Origin of the sequence: Salibacterium halotolerans, from assembly GCF_900115625.1 — a bacterium.
Classification (GTDB): domain Bacteria; phylum Bacillota; class Bacilli; order Bacillales; family Marinococcaceae; genus Salibacterium; species Salibacterium halotolerans.
Genome location: NZ_FOXD01000003.1, coordinates 85,417 through 105,768, shown reverse-complemented (window position 1 = coordinate 105,768; position 20,352 = coordinate 85,417). Strand labels below are relative to the sequence as shown.

The window sequence follows — 20,352 nt, the reverse complement described above, 5'->3', positions numbered from 1 at the left end:
TTTATCCGGTGCCGGGCTCCCTAAAACTCCCCGCTGCCTGGAAGCTTCCCTTTCTGTATTGTTTATTTATGCTTCCCGTAAAGCTCTTTTAAAGCCTGTACGAATGTGAGACGATCCGTTTTCGTCATGGGAGGAGGCCCTTTTATTCTGGTTTTTTTACGTTTAGCTTTTATTCCTTCATACCGCCCGATAAAGAGTACATCCATATCCTGTTCACGAAAAATCGTGCCCCGCGGGGAAACGGGCACTGCTCCTTTTTGGAGCATCATGGCAGCCAGACCATTATCTCCGGTGATGACAATATCACCGAGTGAAGTATGATTTTGGATATAGACATCCACTGCTTCCGGTTCATTATCGAGAACGACCGGGCTGGAGTGGTATGATTTGTTTGAAACATGGGCAAGGCTGAATACAAAATAGGATGGAATCCCGTGCTCAAAGGCGAATGAATCAATTTCTTCTTTGACAGGGCACGCATCGGCATCTGTGTAAATAGCTATTTACGATTCACCCTTTCTCATTCGACAATCCTGTACAAAATCCTGCTTCCTATAAGAAAAAAATCTATATTTAATATTGAAATATTCCCTGGTTTTTCAATTACATACCCGGTAAAGCACAAAGGCCGAAGAACCGGGAAAAAATTCTTCTTTCTTCCGGCGCTCAGTTCTTCTGAAACATATTGGCGATTAAATTCGCTGTTTCTTCAACGGCTTTGCTTGATACATCAATGACAGTGCAGCCAATCTCATCCATTACTCTCCGTGAATGATCCAGTTCCTGTTCAATCCGCTCCCGTTTGGCATAATTCGCTTCTGCCTTTAAACCAAGGGATTTCAGCCGTTCCGTGCGGATATCATTCAGTTTTTCCGGACTGATTGTGAGCCCGATGCACTTTTTTGATGAGATTCTGAACAATTCCTCCGGAGGCTCCACTTCCGGAACGAGCGGCACATTGGCGACTTTCAGCCTTTTATGTGCCAGGTACTGCGACAAAGGAGTCTTGGAGGTCCTTGAGACGCCTACCAGAACAATATCTGCCCTTAGAATACCACCGGGATCCCGTCCATCATCATATTTTACGGCAAACTCTATCGCTTCCACTTTTCGGAAATAATCTTCATCCAGCCGGTAAACAAGTCCAGGCTCATATTTTGGATTCATTCCGGATACAGTCGTCATTTTCTCGAGCATCGGCCCGATTATATCGACGGTTTCGACGCCTTCTTCCTGCGCCCGTTTTAAAAGATAATCATTTTTTTCAGGAATGACAAGGGTATAGGCTATCATCGCCTGAACTTCCCTGGCAAGCTCTATAACTTCCTCAATGGTTCCCTCATCTTCGACATAAGGAATTCTGCGGATTTCCATGCCGCGTTCTCCGAACTGACTGGCTGCCGCTTTTACTACCAATTCCGCCGTTTCCCCGACAGAATCAGAAACGACATATACAATCGGACGCTGTCTCGTATTCGACTCCATTCCCACTCCTCCTTGCCGTCAAAATTTTCTATCCGTCCAACCGGTCATGGGAAAGATCGACAAGTACTTTTGTCATGTTTGTTTTTGTTACTCTCCCTATCACTTCATACTGGTGGTTTTTTGTCTCTTTCACCACGGGAAGCGCATCAATCTGTTTTTCAATCAGTTTGTTGGCCACTTCAATAAGCAGGTCGTCTTTTTTACACACTGCGATATTGGGCATTCTGGACATGATAATGCTCACCGGCATCGCTTCCAGTTCCTGCTTTCCGATACTTGCTCTGAGCAGGTCTTTCCGCGAAAGGACACCGACAAGGCCGGCTTGATTATTGACGACAAACAGAGTACCGACGTCTTCCAGAAACATCGTGCAGACCGCATCATACACAGAATGGGATTCATTAACGACGACTGGAATCGACTGGTAATCCTGAACCGTCAGTTGTTTCACTTTTTCTGTCAAAAGCTGTGACCCTGTTTTACCGGTGAAGAAGTAGCCCACCCGCGGACGGGCGTCCAGGAATCCAGCCATAGTGAGTATGGCAAGATCCGGGCGCAGCGTGGCACGGGTCAGCGATAACCTGTCTGCGATGTGCTCCCCGGTGATTGGTCCATTTTCTTTTACGATATTCAGAATATATTCCTGCCGGTCCGACAGTTCGATTATCATCACCGCCTTTAGGCCGCTTCTTTTCCTGCAGCGGTCTGCTTCTTGTCTCTATTATATCCTACTCAGTGAAAGATGACTATTTAGATGTTTGAACCGGATGTCTCTTTCCCATGCTGCTGCCGCAGGACAAAATGCCTTTCGTTCCCGCTTTTTTCAAACGCCGGGGGCTGCTTTAGGAAAACACAATCTGCCTGAAATCGGCAAAGCGGCTGATTTCAGATGAAAGCTGTTTCATCATAGCCAGACGGTTGTTCTTCACTGCTTCGTCATCGGCCATCACCATCACGTGGTCAAAATAGGAATCAATCAACGGCTTCAACGCTTCCAGCTGATTGTAGGCTGTTTGGATGTCCGCTTTATCAAGTGCATCCGTCAGCTCTTCTTCGAGTTTCCCGGCAGCATGGTAAAGCTGCACTTCTTCATCACCCTCCAGCAGATTTTCCTGCACATCAACAAGATTGTCTTCTGCTTTCCGGGCAATGTTGGTCACCCGGCTCAGCGCTTCGACTGTATCCTTAAACGATGCATCATCTGATATGGATTGCAGAAACGCTGCCTTTCCTGTTACTTCACGCACCTGTCTGCCGGGGTGTTCAAGTACGGCATCCGCGATATCGTGCCGGATTCCCTGTTCATCGAGCAGTGTTTTCAGCCGCAGCCGGAAAAAAGAGAGAATTTCTTCTTCTACCGCGCCCGCGTCCTGCTGAAGCAATCCTGTTTCTCCAGCTTCATGGACTGCCTGATGGACAAACGTTTCAAGCGGTACGGCGACTTCGTGTTCCATCAAAATCCGGGCCGCTCCGGCAGCCTGCCTCCGCAGACCGTGTGGGTCCTGAGATCCGGTCGGAATGAGTCCGATACCAAAGCAGGCTGCTATCGTGTCCATCTTTTCAGCCAGTCCAAGCACCGCTCCGGGACGCGAGGCCGGTACATCATCGGAGGCGTGTTTTGGTTTGTAATGTTCACGGACTGCCTGAGCTGCTTCCGGATTTTCGCCTGCCAGGAGAGCATATTTTTCTCCCATGAGCCCCTGCAGTTCCGTAAATTCGTCAACCATCAACGTGACAAGGTCAAACTTGGAGATGGCCGCTGCTCTTTGTGTGTCGGCAGCCATATTTTCGTTCAATTGAAACAGGCTTCCGTAGGACGACGCAAGATCCTGGACTCTGCGGACTTTGTCCCCGATTGTTCCAAGATTTTCATGAAAGACGATGGAATCGAGTTTCGCGGTTGCCCCGTCCGGCGTCAGTTTCTGGTCTTCTTCATAGAAGAACACGGCGTCGGACAGACGCGCCCGGATCACTTTTTCATTTCCTTTCTGGACATTTTCCAGGTAGTCTGCGTTTCCATTACGCACGGTCACAAAGTAAGGGATAAGGTGTCCGTTTTTGTCTTCCACCGGGAAATAACGCTGGTGTTCCCGCATCGACGTAATGAGTACTTCTTCCGGAAGTTCCAGAAAACGTTCCTCAAACCTTCCATAAAGAGCCGTCGGGTATTCCACGAGGTTATTTACCTCTTCCAGCAGATCCTCGGTAATGAGAATGTTCCAGTTTTCTTTGTCGGCCATATCTTGCAGCTGCTGCCGGATCGTTTCCCGGCGCCTTTTTGGCTCTGCCATTACGTACTGCTCCAGAAGAGCCTGTTCATACGATCCGGCGTCCGGGATATCTACGGGGCCGCCGAGCACCCGGTGTCCGTGGGACAGTCTCCCACTATCAACATCCGTGATCGTAAACGGGATAACGTCGCTTCCAAGCACAGCGGTCAGCCAGTGGATAGGACGTACAAACCGGAGATCATACGTACTCCACCGCATATTCTTGGGGAATGTCAAACCGGTAATGACTTCATCGATGCCTTTTAGAAGTTCAGCCGCCGGTTTTCCTTTTTCTTCTTTACGGACAAACACATATTCACTGCCTTTGACGTCCTGAAAGTAAAGATCATCGAGTTCGGCTCCTTGACCGCGGGCGAAACCAGCCGCTGCTTTGGTCCAGTTTCCTTCCTCGTCGAGTGCAATCTGACGGGCGGGGCCTTTCGCCTCCTCCACAACATCTTCCTGCATACCGGCCAGGTTGTTCACCCTTACCGCAAGGCGGCGCGGAGTGGAAAATGCATCGATGGATTCGTAAGCGAGGCGGTTTTCTGTAAGCCAGCGGCCGACTTTCTGCTGCAGCTGCTGCATCGCGTCGGTGACAAAGCGGGCCGGCATTTCTTCCATTCCAATTTCAAGCAGAAAATGCTGATTACTCATGACTTGATCCCTCCTCTTTCAACAGCGGGAATCCAAGCTTTTCCCGTTCTTCATAATAGGCAGCTGCGCACTTGCGGGCCAGGTTTCGTACTCTGGCAATATAACCGGTACGCTCCGTTACCGATATAGCCCCTCCGGCATCAAGCAGGTTAAAGATGTGGGAGCATTTCAGCACGTAATCATAGGCCGGAAATACAAGTTTCTCCTCCAACGCGCGCTCTGCCTCCTTTTCATACACGCTGAATTCCTTAAAGAGCATGTCATGGTCTGCCACATCAAATGTGTAACGGGAATGTTCATACTCCGGCTGCAGAAAAACATCACCGTAGGTAAAGCCGTCCACCCAAGTCAGATCAAACACGTTTTCCTTGTCCTGAATGTAAGAGGCGATCCGTTCAATCCCATATGTAATTTCAACAGCCACCGGATCCGAGTCGATCCCGCCGACCTGCTGGAAATATGTAAACTGGGTGATTTCCATGCCGTCGAGCCATACTTCCCAGCCGAGCCCCCATGCACTGAGTGTCGGAGCTTCCCAGTTGTCTTCCACAAAACGGATATCATGTTTTTTCGGATCAATCCCGAGTTCTTCCAGGCTGCGTAAATACAGTTCCTGAATGTTAAGAGGCGACGGTTTCATAATCACCTGAAATTGGTGATGCTGATAGAGGCGGTTCGGATTTTCACCATATCTGCCGTCCGCCGGTCGTCTGGAAGGTTCCACGTACGCTGTATTCCAGGGTTCTGGACCGATGCTCCGCAAAAAGGTCATCGGGTTCATCGTACCCGCTCCTTTTTCCACGTCATATGCCTGCATAATCAAGCAATTCTGTTCCGCCCAGAAATTCTGGAGCTTTAAAATCATATCCTGTACATTCATAAGCCAGCCTCCTTTTATTAAGAAAAGCAAACGCGCCCCGGGTAGTGGAAATCCGGATGGAAACCTTCGTGCTGTGGTAGACACGCGTTTCGCGGGTTTCCAGGCATCCGGACGCCGCAGCTGCATCCTGAAACACAATGATCAGGTGCCTTATTTGCTGCCTAAAAAGACCCGTCCCTATATACCAGACGGGTATATAGGGACGGGTCTTAATGATCCGCGGTTCCACCCTATTTGCCTGCTCTCTTCCGGCAGGCCGCTTTAGAAATACGTATGCTCCGGAACGCCTTCATCATCATCATTCACGCAGCTTACACCGTCCTGCGCTCGCTTTGGAATCAGAGGAATGATTACTACTTTCCTTCGACGCACTATTAATCATATATTGCATCTTACTGAACTTAATACGTACTTGTCAAGTGCTTTGGACTCTTATTCCCACCTTTGCATCTGCTCCAGAAAACGTTTTGACTTCAACTGGAGGCCGGAATATTCCTGGTAATAGGAATCCAGCACGAGTCTGAGTTCATCTTTCGTCTTTTGCCCGAGTGAAATATCACCAAAACGGCCGATATCAAGATGAAAAAAAGTACGCAGAAGCTGTACCGTTTTCGGCTGAATCGCAATTCTCCGCTCGTCCACGTGAAAACAGCGGTGGCACAAAAATCCGGCCTCCTTGATGGAAAAATGAAACGTCCCCTCTTTGCTGCCGCAGCGCGCGCATTCTTCGAGTACCGGTTGAATGCCGGCCTGGGACGTCATTTTCATTTCAAAAATCCGGACGAGCACTTCCGCATCATCTTCCTCATTCATACGCCGCAGAAGCTGGAGAATCAGTTCAAATAAAAATGGATTTGTTTCCTGTTCCTCCGTCAGTTTATCAAGAAGTTCCACAATATAAGAGGCATACGCTGTCCGTACGATATCATACCGAAGTTCCCGGAATGAATCGATTGTATCTCCCTGGTTGAGTGTTTTCATACCGGTTGAAGGGTAGTATATAAAATAAGCGTACACAAACGGCTGGGCGACCGCGGCCAGACTGCTTTTGGGTTTCTTTGCACCGCGCGCCATGACCGATATTTTTCCGGCTTCCCTCGTAAAGATTTTGAGTATGCTGTTGGTTTCCCCGTATGCAAACGTGCGCAGTACAATTCCTTCCGCTTTTTCCAGCATGGCTGTCCTTCCCTGCTCTGTTATTCCAGTTTCTCCCCGGGATGTTCTTCTCTGTCTTCCAGGGTATGCTGTTCCATTTCTTTCGTAAGCAGATAAGCATCTATATTTCCGGTCAAATAAAATAAGTCCCAGGGAAACAGTTCCTTCTCAAGCATGGCAGACACCCTTTCTTTCACGGATTGTCGTGTAGACTGCTTAAGACTTAGGATGTCTGGCCCCGCTTTAGAACATGCCCTGTAATATTTGCCTTATCAGTACTCCTCATCCGAATAACCGTACTCATTCAGCTGAAAGCGGCTGTTCCGCCAGTCTTTTTGAACTTTCACCCATAAATCGATGTGAACGTTTGAGCCGAGAAGGGATTCAATATCCAGTCTCGCCCGTTTCCCTATTTCTTTCAGCATACTGCCCTGTTTTCCTATAATAATACCTTTCTGCGAAGGGCGTTCCACGACAATAACCGCGGCAATATACACCGCGCCTTCCTCCCGTTCTTTCATATCTTCGATGTAAACAGCAATGGAATGAGGAACCTCATCCTCGGTGAGATGCAGGACTTTCTCCCGCACGAGTTCACTGACAACGAACCGTTCGGGATGGTCTGTCAGCTGGTCCTCCGGATAAAACTGCGGACCTTCCTCCAGGTATCCGGTAATCTGTTCAATCAGGGTATCGACGTTGTTTCCCTGCAGCGCCGAGATGGGGACAACTTCCGAGAAATCCGCGCGGCGGCGGTAGCTGTCAATCTTTTCAAGAAGCTGGTCCGGATGAAGCTGATCAATCTTATTCATCACGAGAAAAACAGGGGTGGACACTTGTTGAAGCTGTTCAAGAATATACGATTCTCCCGGACCGTACCGATCGTTTGCATCAATAATAAATAGAATAAGATCAACATCCTGAAGCGTCTGAACAGCGGACTGCACCATAAAATCACCGAGTCTGTGCTTTGGCTTGTGAATCCCCGGTGTATCGATGAATATAATCTGGGATTCACTACTTGTGTACACGCCCTGAATTCTATTTCTTGTCGTCTGCGGCTTATCACTCATAATCGCGATTTTCTCGCCGAGGACATGATTCAAAAGGGTGGATTTCCCTGCATTCGGTCTGCCGATGATGGCGGCAAAACCCGACTTGAATCCTTCACTCATTATGCATGTCCTCCGCTTCAAAAGCTCCGGGAAGCAATGCAGCCATCGTGGTGACGTTGACATCCCCTTTGAGGTTCGCAAGAATAATACGGGCATCCTGATCCAAAAATTCGGACAGAACCTGTCTGCAGGCCCCGCACGGTGCGACGGGGCCCGGTGTATCTGCTGTGACGGCGATGCCGCTGATTTTTTTTTCTCCGGTGCTGACTGCTTTAAAGACCGCTGTCCGCTCGGCGCAGTTGGTCAAGCCGTACGATGCATTTTCTATGTTGCATCCCGTAAACACCTGACCATCTTCTGTCCATACAGCAGCACCGACTCCGAACCGGGAATACGGAACGTAAGCTTTCTCCCTGGCTGAAGCCGCTTTATCGATAATTTCTCGATCTGACATGTCTGTTTCACTCCTTTAGTTATAAAAAAAGCCACTTTACTGCCGGCTGATAAAAAATAAGAATGCCGATGACAGCAGCAGCAATGCTGTATACAAAAACAGCTGCCGCGGCAATGTCTTTTGCCTTTTCTGCGCCTGGGTCATATTCTTCGGTGATCATATCCACCACCCGTTCCACCGCAGTGTTCATCACTTCAAGTGCGAACATACCTCCTATTACCAAAACGAGAATCATCCAGTGAAACAGCGGAATGGAAAAAACAAAACCGCATGTTATGACCACGGCAGCAGTCAGAAGATGAAATTTCATATTCTGTTCCTGCCGCACGACAAGCGTCAATCCCGCCCAGGCACAGCGGAAGGAGCGGGAGAGCCGGCGCCGTCTTGTCTGATTTCTATCTTTGAAGTCCATAGTCACTCAGTATCGATTCCTGACGGCTGAACATCTTCCTTTCCTGTTCCGGCTCATCATGCGTATAGCCGAGAAGATGGAGCAATCCATGAACCGCCAGAAATGCCATTTCCCTTTTCAGACTGTGCCCGTATGTATCAGCCTGCTCCTCTGCTTTTTCGAGGCTGATGACGATATCACCGAGCAGTTCCGGCATGTCCGCCTGCAGATGGTCTTGTTCCCCTTCGTTCAAAGCAAACGATATGACATCCGTAGGCTTGTCCAGGCCCCGGTACTGACTGTTTATTTCCTGTATCGTTTCATTATCCGTCAAGGTCACAGACAGTTCCGCCTGCTCCGGCACCCCTTCTGCAGAAGCAGCCTGTTTCAGGACGTCCATCAGAAGATTCCGGAGTTCTTCTGAGACCGATTCAGTTTCATCAATTAAATCTACAACTGTACTCATTTCTTTTCCTCCTGACCGCCGCTTGTTGTACCGGGGCGTTCTCCCCGGTTTCCGGTGCTTCGCGGAGACTCTGCCTCTTCATAGGCATCAAGGATCTGCTGGACGATGGTGTGCCGGACAACGTCACTGGGCTGCAGGTAAATAAAGCCGATATTTTTAAGGTGCTGCAGAATATGGACAGCCGTTTTTAATCCGGACTGCTGTCCTTTCGGAAGATCCACCTGGGTCAGGTCGCCGTTCACAACCATTTTGGACCCGAAACCGAGTCTTGTCAGAAACATTTTAATCTGCTCTCTGGTCGTATTCTGCGCTTCATCCAGAATGACAAAAGCGTCCTCGAGCGTTCTTCCTCTCATATAGGCAAGTGGTGCAACTTCAATAGTCCCCCGTTCCATCAGACGGGCGGTGTGTTCCACGCCGAATATATCATGGAGGGCATCGTAAAGCGGACGGAGGTAAGGGTCCACTTTCTCCTTTAAATCACCGGGAAGAAATCCGAGGCTCTCGCCTGCTTCCACTGCCGGGCGTGTCAGTACTATCTTCTTCACACCGCCTTCTTTCAGAGCATTTACCGCCATAACAACAGCGAGGTATGTCTTGCCCGTTCCCGCAGGACCGATTCCAAAAATTAGATCTTTCTTCCGGATCGTGTCAACATATTCTTTTTGCCCGAGTGTTTTTACAACAATCGGCTTTCCTTTTACGTTGACCGCGATCGTTTCCTGATAAAGATCTTCAAGCTGATCCAGTTTATCTTCGGAGGCAAGCTGAACCGCATAAATAACGTCTCTTTCTGAAAGCTTGATTCCGTTGCGCAACAGACGTACCAGACAATCCAGCACCTGGTCGATTAACCGTGCGGCTTCTGCATCCCCCGTCACAATAAGTGATTCGCCTCGGGTTGTGATGGAAACATCCAGCTTTTCTTCGATCCGCTTCAGGTGTATATCATGAGGACCGAATAAATCCTGCATTTCATTCGTATCCTTCACTTCCAATTCAATGACGTGCTTTTCTGCCAATCTTCTCATTCTCCTTGGATGATCGGTGTTTCCGATTTGATGTCTTCCAGTACTTTATAATGCATAACTAGTTTAACTTTACCATTACGGGCGTTCTCGTGCAAAATTTTTTCAGATATAATACTGGCCTCTTCAGGGAGATATCGTTCCATTCTTGTTGTTGCTGCTTTTTTTGTTTGTGTGATGATATCTTCCGTGTCCTGACTGGTTGTCCGGCGTTCCTGATAATTTTCAATACGCAGGGAAAAAGGAAAACTGCGGTTCCAGACAGAAAGCTGGTACTCTTTTTGATTCAGAACATGGTCGCTGAATTGTTCATCTGCCTGGAATCCCCAGATCGGCAGATTTAATTGAAAAAGACGCAGCTTAAATGCCGAAGCTTCTTTTCCTGTCAGCGTTTCCTGCAGCCTTTCCCGGGGAAGGGAGACGGTTACTTCATACCACGTCTCACCCCACACTTCACCAGCAGCCCCAACTGCTTCGGTTTCTTCTCCCTCTCCTATATAGCCTGAGATGAGAAGGTCGCCTTCATGCACAAGCTCATTTTCCTGAACAACCGGTTTGCCTTTCTCGGCGAAAATCCGCTGGATTACTGCCGTTTTGGAAGCAGTCAAATGCCTTGGAGAAGGGTTGTCTGTTTCTTCAGGAAGCGACTGCTGGGCGACTTCAAACTGAAAGGTTGTCCCATTTTGCTGCATACCGATCCACGTCGCCCCTTCCACTTCCTCCATCAGCCGGGATTGAATCATGTCCGCATCCGGAACGAGAAACTGAAAGCCGCCCTGTTTCACCCCCATCTCCTGCAGTTGATTTTCAAGCTCATCCTGCAGAGGAGGGGATGCTCCGTAAATATTAACATTCCAAATCATTTTCGAAAGCAGAAATAGAGTGAGGACAAACAGTCCCAGTCCGGCAGCCATCCCCCACCTGCGGGTAGCGGTGGTTTTTACTCTGTCAGTTTTTGAAGGCGACACTGTTTCCAGGGTACAGCCTGTGCGATGTGCGATATCTTCAAGCGTACCCAAACTGTTTGACGTCACATAAAATTGTGCACAGCGGCTGTCTACTCTTTTTACATCTGTAAGTACCAGAGAAGTACGGATACATTCGTTTACAGCGTCCTCCACCCGTTCACCGGTCATCCGGACCCGGACACTGAGCCATCCTTTATGTTTTCCCATCCGCTCCTCCCTCCTTTCTCTGTCCATAGGTGATTTCCTCAATAACCCCTGCAATGAGAAGTTCTTCCGGATGTATTTTTTTTATGACAAATTGCTCCCCTTTTATGATCAACTCTTTATCCAGTACATGAAGCTCAATCCTGTTTTCAAAAAAGCTGCGGATCCCGTGATGATTTTCCACAAGTAAATGATGCTGACCAATCATGGTCAACCTGGGCGTATCCGTAATGACATCTTCCGGCACTGTTAATTTTTCCGTAAGCCAGCTTTTCCACTGTTCCAGCATCTCTTGCACCCCTATTCACATCCTATGATGTTATTCAGGATGTATCCCCGTTACAGTACAAAAAAACGCCCGGGATTATTTCCCGGACGTGCTGAATTTCGTATAGTGTCACCGGCGGCTGCGGGGGCCGTAGAATGTTCCGCGCTGCTTGTTTCTTTTGGAAACGGGAGGACCGAGTATTTCTGCCCAGAGCACCCCCTGTTTCGCATTTTCGGGCGTGATGGGGGCAATGCCTGAAGTCCTTTCCTGGTTCTCACCGGAAACCGAAGATGCAGAAAGGGGATTCGAGGATCGGGCGGCTTCATTGGTAAGTTCATGGGCTCTTTTCTGTTTTTTCCTCCATTCTTCCATCTGCTGTTCATATCCATTTTCCGGCTGGGAGAGGGAAGCAGCCGGTTCTGTCTCCGGAACAGAACCGGACGTTCTTGTGTCCGGCGGCTCTTCGCTTTTTCCATTCTGATGCTGGCCGGTGTTGTTCCGGGAATTCCGGCCTTTTTCCCCGTCTTTGGATTCATTATTCCCGGCAGAAATCCGGCCGAACAGGGCAATCAGACCACTGATGACCGCCCCCAGTATCAAAATGTTTCCGAAAATCAGATCAATCAAGGCTTCCAAAGGGACCACCCTTTCTTAGTGACTGCCTTGGTACTATTACAATGGGTTGTCAGTCTGACTGCTTCCATCGTCATCGTTCCCTTTCGTTTCCCTGCCGATGGCTCCTCTCATATCTGTATCAGCGTTGATGTTCTGATAGTTCATGTAGTCCATGACGCCGAGATTACCTGCTTTGAATGCTTCAGCCATCGCCATCGGTACTTCCGCTTCCGCCTCGGTAACCTTGGCGCGCATTTCTTCGACGCGGGCTTTCATCTCCTGCTCGTGGGCGACAGCCATCGCACGGCGTTCTTCGGCTTTCGCCTGGGCGATATTTTTATCCGCTTCGGCTTGATCGGTCTGCAGTCCGGCCCCGATGTTTTTGCCGATGTCGATGTCGGCAATATCGATGGAGAGTATCTCAAACGCTGTTCCGGAATCCAGACCTTTTTTCAGGACAGTCTGAGATATTAAGTCCGGATTTTCAAGCACAGCTTTATGGTCTTTGGACGAACCAATGGTCGACACAATGCCTTCCCCGACACGGGCAATCACTGTATCTTCCCCGGCACCGCCGACGAGGCGGTCAATGTTGGCACGAACGGTGATTCTGGCTTTCGCCTTCACTTCAATGCCATCCATCGCAACACCGGCGATAAACGGTGTTTCAATAACTTTCGGGTTAACACTCATCTGGACCGCTTCCAGTACATCCCGGCCTGCCAGGTCAATGGCGGCACAACGCTCAAACGTTAATTCAATGTTGGCGCGCTGGGCGGCAATCAGAGCATTAACCACCCGGTCGACGTTACCTCCGGCAAGGTAATGGCCCTCCAGTTTGTTCAGTTCAATCTGAAGACCGGCTTTTTCCGCTTTAATTAACGGATTGACCACTCTTTTTGGAATGACGCGGCGCAGTCTCATACCGACCAGCTGGAAAATACCGATTTTCACTCCTGCGGCCAGCGCGGAAATCCACAGCGCAATCGGCACAAACGTAAACAGGAGCGCCAGCAGAATAAAAGCGAGCACCAGTACAATAATTAATGTCAAATTCACGGACGGATCCATGGAAGAACCTCCTTCAGCTTTATTCGTTTATGTCACGCACGACAATCCGGGAACCTTCTGCTTTCACAATTTTCACATCTCGTCCTTTTTCAATATATCCTCCTTCCGATACAACGTCAAGCCTTTCATCCCCCATCTGCATGGAACCGGAAGGGCGGAGAGGTGTCAATGATTTTCCGGTTTGTCCTATGAGTTCCGGACGGTTTTCATTGGAAATAAAACCTTCATCTGTCGTCACAGAGTCTTCCAACACAAAACGTTTCACCGGTCCCCGTTTTTTAAAGACCGAAAACATCATAATAACGGTCACAACCGATAGAATGAGCGCAATAAGAATCGAAACGGCAATGTTCAGTGTGGAATAAGAAGCAAAAAACAGACTGGCAATAAAGGCTCCTGCTCCAAGCAGACCAAAAATACCAAAACCGGGGATGAACAGTTCCACTGCCAGCAGGATCAGACCTGCGCCGGCGAGAATTAACGCTTCATACCCTGCAAAACCGGCTATCATGTGGCCGAAGAAAAACAGCCCCAGAGACGATGCACCGAGAATACCGGGAATACCGAACCCGGGCGAGTAAAGCTCTATAATCAGCCCTATACTTCCAACAGACAGTAAGATCGGAATAAGTACCGGGTTGGTTACAAAGCGCGCGATTTTTTCGGCTGCACTCACCTCTATTTCCTGCACTTCTGCATTGGAAAGATTCAGTTCCTGCAGCAGGGCTTCCCTGTTTTCAGGTGTGTACTCCGCATAATTCACTTCCGCCGCTTCTGATGCCGTAAGCGTTAACAATTCACCTTTTCCGGCGCTGTATTCCGGCAGATCAACAGAAGGGTCGGCCATGGCCAGCGCGAACTCTGGATTACGGCCGTTCAATGCCGCAGCGTTCTGCATGTTTTTCTCCCAGCTCGACTGAACTTTGGTACCCGCGGCATTACCGGATCCGGTAATGACCTGTGCCGCCCCCATCTGTGTATCAGGCGCCATGGCGATTTCATCAGCGCTGAGCGCAAGGTACGCGCCGGCAGACATCGCTTCCTCCACGACATACGCTGTCGTCGGCACGGAAGCATCCTCTATGAGGGAGGCAATGTCGCCTGCAGCATCCACAGCACCACCCGGTGTATCGATTTCAAAAATGATGTGATCGGCACCCGCTGATTCAGCATCTTCCACCGCGCGTTCAAGAAACGCTTTCAAACCGCTTTCCACCGTCTGTTCCACTGGAATGACGAACACCTTATCATTTTCAGAAGCATCGGCTTCACCGCTTGGAAGTGCTGCAAACAGCAAAAACAGAGACAGAAGTACGGCCGCTGATTTTCTCACGAAATAAACCATCTGACTCCCTCTTTCTCTGATGTTTCCTTTTCTCTAAGCCGGCCGGGCCGTTCTCCCTTTTATATACGAACAAATCATTATCCGGTTTCAAATCCGGCTGTCATTATGTTTATTATATCATGTTTTGATGAGTTCACCTACGACAATGGTACTTTAGATCATCAGACGTTGTCCAAAAACCTTCTCCGTCATTTTAAAAAACATTCCCCCGAACACGGAGGAATGTTTTTCTCAGGTCAAATGATTCCGGACAAACTGGTTTACCAGTTTTCCATCCGCCCGTCCCTGCACTTTAGGCATGACGGCAGACATGACCGTTCCCATGTCACTGCTTGAGGAAGCCCCGGTTTCTGTAATGGTTTCCTGCACAATACGATCCAGTTCTTCTTCAGACAATGACTCGGGCATATATTCAGATAGAATGGTAAGTTCCGTTTCTATCTCTTCTGCCAGATCATTTCTTCCCGCATTTTCAAACTCATGGAGGGATTCCTTCCGCTGTTTCCATTCACGATTCAGGACACTTAAGGCATCCTGCTCCTGCAGCTCCCTGCCCTCTTTAATCGCTTCATTCTGAAGGGAAGATTTGACGCCCCGGAGAACGGAAAGCCTTTTTTTATCTTTGGCTTTCAAGGCATGTTTTACATCTTCATTCAAACGATCCATGAGTTGCAGCGTGAAGCACCTTCTTTCAATTAGGATTTACGTTTTCTAGCTGCCTCTGATTTTCTTTTGCGCTTTTCGCTCGGCTTTTCATGGAACTTGCGCTTACGAACTTCCGCCATTGTTCCTTCTTTCGAAAGATCTTTCTTGAAACGGCGAAGAGCAGCATCAATATTCTCGTTCTTACGAACACGGGTCTCAGCCATCTGAATCCCTCCCTCCAAACAACCAGTACAGCTGATTCATCCATCAGGATTATTACGACGACCATCCGTCACGCGGACACTCAGCCGTTTCCATCATGGAAAAAACAACTATTTTCACAAATTATATAACATGATATTCGAAAAATCAATACTTTCTATAATACAGGCATCCCCGTTTAGTAGGATGACGTGCCGCTTTCACCGGAAACAATCGCAGCACCGGAACTGGTGCCGATCCTTTCAGCGCCGGCTTCTATCATGGCAAGAGCGGTCTGCTGATCTTTGACACCGCCGCTTGCTTTTACTTTCGCTTGATTGCCGACAACCCGCTTCATCAGTTTCACATCTTCAAGAGTGGCACCGCCGCCTGCAAATCCGGTCGATGTTTTGACAAAATCCGCTCCGGCCTGAACGGCTGCACGGCACGCCTTTTCTTTCTCTTCATCGGTTAGAAGAACTGTCTCAATAATCACTTTCACAAGCACCTGATCTGAAGCAGCCTGCACGACGGATTCAATATCGCCGCGCACTTCGTCTTCCCTTCCGCTTTTAAGCATCCCTGTGTTGATTACCATATCAACTTCGGCAGCCCCGAGTCTTACCGCCTCTTTTGTTTCAAAGGCTTTAACAGAAGAAAGTGTTGCCCCGTGCGGAAAACCAATAACCGTACATACTTTTACCGGGGTATCTTTCAAGATTTCCACGGCAGAAGGCACCATGGACGGATGGATGCAGACCGATGCGAACTCATACTCTGCTGCCTCCCGGCACAGCGTTTCGATCTGTCTGACAGTGGATTCAGGCTTTAAAAGCGTGTGGTCGATAGTGGAAGCAAGTGAACTCATATCCTTCATCCTTTCTTCGGGCTATGCAAGCACTCTGTCTTCTTCTTCGCGGGCTTCCCTGATATATTCGCCCATATTGTAGGGATATCCTGCTTTTGTGATTTTCACTTTGACGATGGAACCTATTAATTCTTCAGACCCTTCAAATTTAACACGGAGGTAGTTGGATGTGTAGCCGGTAAGAAGCCCCGTTTCGTCATCCCTTTCTTCCGGTATAACATCAAGCTCTCTGTCCTCATAATCACCGGCATATTCTTTGGCAAGCTGGTTCGACAGCTCAATCAGCTGCTGTACTCTATGCTGTTTGACCTCGCTGTCCACCTGGCCGTCCATTTTGGAAGCCGGTGTACCAGATCTTTTGGAAAATGGAAAGACGTGCAGTTCTGAGAATTTATTGTCTCTGATAAATTGATACGTTTCCCGGAATTCTTCTTCTGTTTCGCCGGGAAATCCGACAATGACGTCAGTGGTGACAGCAAGACCCGGAAGTGCCTGTTTCAGTTTTTCGAGCTGCTCGGCATAATACTGGGTCGTATACTTTCTTCTCATCCGCTTGAGCACCGTATTGGAACCGGACTGCAGCGGAACATGGAGATGATTCACGATTTTTCGTGACCGGTCAATGACATCAATGACTTCATCCGTGATCTGACTGGCTTCTATGGAGGAAATACGCAGCCGTTTCAGACCTTCCACTTTTTCAAGCTCTTTCAAAAGGGCGGCAAAATTATAGTCTTTCATGTCTTCACCGTACCCGGCGGTATGAATACCGGTCAGTACAATTTCTTTGTAGCCGGCTTCTATAAGCTGATGCGCCTGGTGCAGGACATCTTCGGGCTTTCTGGAGCGCAGAAGACCGCGGGCCCAGGGAATAATGCAGAACGTACAGAAGTTATTGCAGCCTTCCTGTATTTTCAGGGACGCTCTTGTACGGTCCGTGAATTCGGGAACGTCGAGTTCTTCATAAACCCGTGTTTTCATAATGTTTCCTACTCCGTTAATCGGCTGGCGTTCTTTTTTAAACTGTTCAATATAGCCGATCATTTTAGAGCGGTCCTGGGTGCCGACCACAACATCAACACCTGGTATGTCCATAATCTCAGCAGGCGATGTCTGGGCGTAACAACCCGTTACACAAACAACGGCTTCCGGATTTTTGCGTACCGCACGGCGGATAACCTGACGGCTTTTTTTGTCGCCGGTGTTGGTCACGGTACAAGTATTTATTACATAAACGTCTGCACTCTTTTCAAATTCTTCTTTTTCATATCCAGCATTTTTGAACAGCTGCCAGATCGCTTCTGTTTCGTAATGATTCACTTTACAGCCAAGGGTATGAAAGGCTACAGAAGGCATATATGTTCACCTCAATATTTCATAATGGTAGGAAAGGGCGGATAGAAAATAAAGAGAAGCAGATTCACTTCTCAAGATACGCGGTCCCAGGCTCACAGGGCGGAAGCCGCTTTTATCAAAAGTCTGGGCCTCTTCAGGACTGATGCCGCCTTCCGGACCGATTACGGCCAGAATGGAAGGAGGACGGGAAGAAAAAATCTCCGCTAGTGTCTCGTGTTTCCCGTTTTTTGCTGTTTCCTCATCCAGATAAAGGGACGTATTATACATGGAGGCCGCCTCGAGCATGTCCCCGGTGGAGGGATAATACGAAACATCCGGAATATATAGTCTTCCGGATTGTTCCGCTGCTTCTTTGGCAATTTTACGGAGCCGCTGGACTTTCTTTTCCACTTTACTGCTATCCCATTTTACCACAGATCGACCTGCTGCAAACAGCAGAAAAGAGCCCACTCCCAGCTCTGTTCCCTTCTGCACAACTAAATCAAGGTTGTCCCCTTTAATCAGAGCCTGAGCAACCGCAGCATACACCGGGAGTTCCGGGCTGTTTTCGAGATCCTGCATAATGTCAGCTTCGATCGACTCTTTATTTACGCTCCGGATTTTGCAATGCGTTCGGCGCCCCTGGTTATTCAGGCATTCGATATGGCTGCCGGGCTGGAGTCTCATCACTTTGTCTATATGCTTGACATCTTCCCCGGTAATCTCAACCTCGTCTTCAGACATTTGTTCAGGTTCTACAAAATATCGCTGCACGTCATCCACCCCGGACTTCCCGCTCCTGTTTTTTTACGGCTGTCACAGCCGTCCAATCCTCCAGGTCCTGCGTACGGAGTATCTCAAAGTTTTCTTTTTCCAGATTGTCCATAACCTCTTTCTTCTTCCCCGAAATAATGCCGGAAGTAATGAACAGACCTCCCGGCTTCAAAGATTTCCAGGCATCGGAGGTGAGTCTAATGATAATATCAGCCAGTATATTGGCAACAATAATGTCAGCCTGGTGCGTTTCGTGATCCAATAAATTATTCTGTTTGACCGTCACTGTGTTTTCCACCTGATTGACCGCCGTGTTTTCCCGGGCAGCTTCCACTGCTGTCTGATCCAGGTCAAGAGCGGTTACGCCGGCAGCTCCGAATTTGGCTGCGCCGACAGCCAGCACACCGGAGCCGGTGCCGACATCGATGACTTTTTCTCCACCCTTGATTTCGTGTTCAAGAGCACTGAGGCATAAAACGGTTGTTGGATGGGTCCCGGTTCCAAAAGCCATACCCGGATCCAGTTCTATCACCTTTTCATTGCTGTTTTCAGGAACATACGGTTCCCACGACGGTGTAATGGTAAGAGTATCTGTCACTTTTACCGGCTTGTAGTACTGCTTCCAGGCGTGAGCCCAGTCTTCTTCTTCCACTTCGGTAATTGTCACTTCGTTTCGTCCGATGTCGATGTCATGCAGCAGCAGATCGTTAATGGACTGTTTAATTTCCTCCAATGTTTCTCTGACGAAGCTGCTTTCTGAAAAGTACGATTTAAGCACTACTCCTTCTTCGGGATACTCCGACCCTTTCAGGTTGTAGATTTCATCTTCGGATCCGTCCCAGTCACGGTACAAATCTTTGGAGTCCTCAATTACAACCCCGCTTGCTCCGCTTTCATGCAGGATATTGGAAATCGGTTCAACCGCTTCCTGTGTTGTATGAATTCGAAACTCCAGCCATTTCACTCACACCAGCTCCATTTTTTTCAGACTCTGCCGATCATTATTAGTCACCTTTAAACGCGCGTTTCACTTTTTCAAAAAAATTCTGGTGCTGTTCTTCCACCTGGTCGTCTCCACTTAATTCAGAGAATTCCCGGATCAGCTCTTTTTGTTTTTCATCCAGTTTTTTCGGTGTGATGAGCTGCACTTTCACGTGCTGATCTCCCTGGCCGCGGCCGTGCACATTCGGGATTCCTTTTCCACGCAGACGGAAGTTGGTTCCGGTTTGTGTTCCTGCAGGAATCTTCAGCTTAACCTTGCCGCGCAGCGTCGGCACTTCTATTTCATCACCGAGAGCTGCCTGGGCGAACGTGAGCGGCATTTCACAGTACACATCGTCGCCGTCGCGGTCAAAGAACTCGTGCGACTGCACATTGAATACAACAAATAGATCCCCGGGCGGACCACCGTTGGCTCCTGCTTCGCCTTCACCGGCAACACGGATCTGCTGGCCGTAATCCACACCTGCCGGAACCGTGATTTTGATTTTTTTGTTGCGTTTTATGCTGCCGCGTCCGTTACAGGTAGTACATTTGTCTTTTATGGTCTGACCGGTTCCCTGACAGCGGTCGCAGGCGCGTCTATTCACAACACGGCCAAATGGTGTGTTCTGTTCTATATTCAGCTGGCCGCTTCCCCCGCACTTGGTACACGTTTCCGGACTTGTTCCCGGTTTCGCACCGCTGCCATCACAGGTTTCGCATTCTTCTTCACGGGGAATTTCAATTTCGGTTTCTTTTCCGAATGCCGCTTCCTTAAAGCTGAGCGTCATTGTATACTGCAGGTCGGCACCCTGGCGCGGCGCATTGGGATCCCGGCGGCCGCCGCCCCCGAAGAACATATCGAAAATATCGCCGAAACCGCCGAAATCTCCGGCACCGCCTCCGCCGAATCCCTGATTGGGCTCGGAATGACCAAAGCGGTCATAGTTTGCCTTCTTCTGGGAGTCGCTCAGCACGTCATAGGCTTCTTTGACTTCCTTAAATTTCTCTTCCGCGCCTTCTTCACTGTTCACATCGGGGTGATACTGACGGGCAAGTTTCCGGTACGCCTTTTTTATTTCGTCGTCAGAGGCATCACTGCTGACGCCGAGTACTTCATAATAGTCGCGTTTACTCATCGTTTTCATTCACTCCCGTTCACTAATCCATAAGAGT

24 protein-coding genes and 1 other annotated feature are annotated in these 20,352 nt (G+C 48.9%); all 24 genes read right to left on the bottom strand.

Features of this window, described 5'->3' with window-relative positions; translation table 11 throughout:
* Window positions 1-62: 62 nt before the first annotated feature.
* Complete coding sequence (locus tag BM124_RS03585; RefSeq protein ID WP_280139708.1) at window positions 63-458, bottom strand: DUF188 domain-containing protein; 396 nt, start codon at window positions 456-458, stop codon at window positions 63-65.
* Between the two features lie 208 nt (window positions 459-666).
* On the bottom strand, window positions 667-1,485 hold the full coding sequence (locus BM124_RS03580; RefSeq protein WP_093335294.1) for a pyruvate, water dikinase regulatory protein: 819 nt from the start codon (window positions 1,483-1,485) through the stop codon (window positions 667-669).
* Between the two features lie 28 nt (window positions 1,486-1,513).
* Window positions 1,514-2,155, bottom strand: coding sequence for a transcriptional regulator CcpN (gene ccpN / locus BM124_RS03575; protein ID WP_093335293.1), 642 nt, complete (start codon window positions 2,153-2,155; stop codon window positions 1,514-1,516).
* A gap of 172 nt (window positions 2,156-2,327) precedes the next feature.
* A complete protein-coding gene (gene glyS / locus BM124_RS03570) occupies window positions 2,328-4,412 on the bottom strand; it encodes a glycine--tRNA ligase subunit beta (RefSeq protein ID WP_093335292.1) in 2,085 nt (694 codons plus the stop codon).
* On the bottom strand, window positions 4,405-5,292 hold the full coding sequence (gene glyQ, locus BM124_RS03565; protein WP_093335291.1) for a glycine--tRNA ligase subunit alpha: 888 nt from the start codon (window positions 5,290-5,292) through the stop codon (window positions 4,405-4,407). Before glyQ ends, glyS begins: the two co-directional genes overlap by 8 nt.
* Window positions 5,293-5,487: 195 nt before the next feature.
* Window positions 5,488-5,668: a binding site (T-box leader), on the bottom strand.
* A 56-nt stretch (window positions 5,669-5,724) separates the two neighbouring features.
* Window positions 5,725-6,468: a DNA repair protein RecO gene (gene recO, locus BM124_RS03560; RefSeq protein ID WP_093335290.1), complete on the bottom strand. Its 744-nt coding sequence runs from the start codon at window positions 6,466-6,468 to the stop codon at window positions 5,725-5,727.
* A gap of 20 nt (window positions 6,469-6,488) precedes the next feature.
* Window positions 6,489-6,623, bottom strand: a complete 135-nt coding sequence (locus tag BM124_RS03555; RefSeq protein WP_093335289.1) for a YqzL family protein — start codon at window positions 6,621-6,623, stop codon at window positions 6,489-6,491.
* Window positions 6,624-6,719: 96 nt separating this feature from the next.
* The gene (era, locus tag BM124_RS03550) at window positions 6,720-7,625 is read right to left on the bottom strand and encodes a GTPase Era (protein WP_093335535.1); all 906 of its coding nucleotides are present in this window, start codon (window positions 7,623-7,625) and stop codon (window positions 6,720-6,722) included.
* Entirely contained in the window at window positions 7,615-8,016 is a 402-nt protein-coding gene (locus BM124_RS03545) for a cytidine deaminase (RefSeq protein WP_093335288.1), read from the bottom strand. Before BM124_RS03545 ends, era begins: the two co-directional genes overlap by 11 nt.
* A 19-nt stretch (window positions 8,017-8,035) precedes the next feature.
* Window positions 8,036-8,428, bottom strand: a complete 393-nt coding sequence (locus BM124_RS03540; RefSeq protein ID WP_093335287.1) for a diacylglycerol kinase family protein — start codon at window positions 8,426-8,428, stop codon at window positions 8,036-8,038.
* Window positions 8,412-8,873, bottom strand: coding sequence for an rRNA maturation RNase YbeY (gene ybeY / locus BM124_RS03535; protein WP_093335286.1), 462 nt, complete (start codon window positions 8,871-8,873; stop codon window positions 8,412-8,414). The genes BM124_RS03540 and ybeY overlap by 17 nt, the downstream gene beginning before the upstream one ends.
* The gene (locus BM124_RS03530) at window positions 8,870-9,895 is read right to left on the bottom strand and encodes a PhoH family protein (RefSeq protein ID WP_093335285.1); all 1,026 of its coding nucleotides are present in this window, start codon (window positions 9,893-9,895) and stop codon (window positions 8,870-8,872) included. Before BM124_RS03530 ends, ybeY begins: the two co-directional genes overlap by 4 nt.
* Before the next feature lie 5 nt (window positions 9,896-9,900).
* Window positions 9,901-11,076, bottom strand: a complete 1,176-nt coding sequence (gene yqfD, locus BM124_RS03525) for a sporulation protein YqfD (RefSeq protein ID WP_170840938.1) — start codon at window positions 11,074-11,076, stop codon at window positions 9,901-9,903.
* Window positions 11,063-11,362 carry a sporulation protein YqfC gene (yqfC, locus tag BM124_RS03520; RefSeq protein WP_093335283.1) on the bottom strand — a complete coding sequence of 100 codons (300 nt, stop codon included), beginning with the start codon at window positions 11,360-11,362 and terminating at the stop codon, window positions 11,063-11,065. The genes yqfD and yqfC overlap by 14 nt, the downstream gene beginning before the upstream one ends.
* A 108-nt stretch (window positions 11,363-11,470) precedes the next feature.
* Window positions 11,471-11,977, bottom strand: a complete 507-nt coding sequence (locus BM124_RS03515) for a hypothetical protein (RefSeq protein ID WP_093335282.1) — start codon at window positions 11,975-11,977, stop codon at window positions 11,471-11,473.
* Between the two features lie 36 nt (window positions 11,978-12,013).
* Window positions 12,014-13,027 (bottom strand): flotillin-like protein FloA, encoded by a 1,014-nt coding sequence (floA, locus tag BM124_RS03510; RefSeq protein ID WP_093335281.1) that lies wholly within the window; start codon window positions 13,025-13,027, stop codon window positions 12,014-12,016.
* A 19-nt stretch (window positions 13,028-13,046) separates the two neighbouring features.
* Window positions 13,047-14,372, bottom strand: coding sequence for an NfeD family protein (locus tag BM124_RS03505; protein ID WP_093335280.1), 1,326 nt, complete (start codon window positions 14,370-14,372; stop codon window positions 13,047-13,049).
* A gap of 231 nt (window positions 14,373-14,603) precedes the next feature.
* Window positions 14,604-15,047 carry a GatB/YqeY domain-containing protein gene (locus BM124_RS03500; RefSeq protein ID WP_093335279.1) on the bottom strand — a complete coding sequence of 148 codons (444 nt, stop codon included), beginning with the start codon at window positions 15,045-15,047 and terminating at the stop codon, window positions 14,604-14,606.
* A 20-nt stretch (window positions 15,048-15,067) separates the two neighbouring features.
* Window positions 15,068-15,241: a 30S ribosomal protein S21 gene (rpsU, locus tag BM124_RS03495; RefSeq protein ID WP_090925731.1), complete on the bottom strand. Its 174-nt coding sequence runs from the start codon at window positions 15,239-15,241 to the stop codon at window positions 15,068-15,070.
* Between the two features lie 176 nt (window positions 15,242-15,417).
* Window positions 15,418-16,086 (bottom strand): deoxyribose-phosphate aldolase, encoded by a 669-nt coding sequence (gene deoC / locus BM124_RS03490; RefSeq protein WP_093335278.1) that lies wholly within the window; start codon window positions 16,084-16,086, stop codon window positions 15,418-15,420.
* Between the two features lie 21 nt (window positions 16,087-16,107).
* Window positions 16,108-17,442 (bottom strand): tRNA (N(6)-L-threonylcarbamoyladenosine(37)-C(2))-methylthiotransferase MtaB, encoded by a 1,335-nt coding sequence (gene mtaB / locus BM124_RS03485; RefSeq protein WP_093335277.1) that lies wholly within the window; start codon window positions 17,440-17,442, stop codon window positions 16,108-16,110.
* Window positions 17,443-17,448: 6 nt separating this feature from the next.
* Window positions 17,449-18,204 carry an RsmE family RNA methyltransferase gene (locus tag BM124_RS03480; RefSeq protein WP_093335276.1) on the bottom strand — a complete coding sequence of 252 codons (756 nt, stop codon included), beginning with the start codon at window positions 18,202-18,204 and terminating at the stop codon, window positions 17,449-17,451.
* Window positions 18,197-19,159 carry a 50S ribosomal protein L11 methyltransferase gene (prmA, locus tag BM124_RS03475; protein ID WP_170840937.1) on the bottom strand — a complete coding sequence of 321 codons (963 nt, stop codon included), beginning with the start codon at window positions 19,157-19,159 and terminating at the stop codon, window positions 18,197-18,199. The genes BM124_RS03480 and prmA overlap by 8 nt, the downstream gene beginning before the upstream one ends.
* 40 nt (window positions 19,160-19,199) lie before the next feature.
* The gene (gene dnaJ / locus BM124_RS03470) at window positions 19,200-20,315 is read right to left on the bottom strand and encodes a molecular chaperone DnaJ (RefSeq protein WP_093335275.1); all 1,116 of its coding nucleotides are present in this window, start codon (window positions 20,313-20,315) and stop codon (window positions 19,200-19,202) included.
* Window positions 20,316-20,352 lie beyond the last annotated feature (37 nt).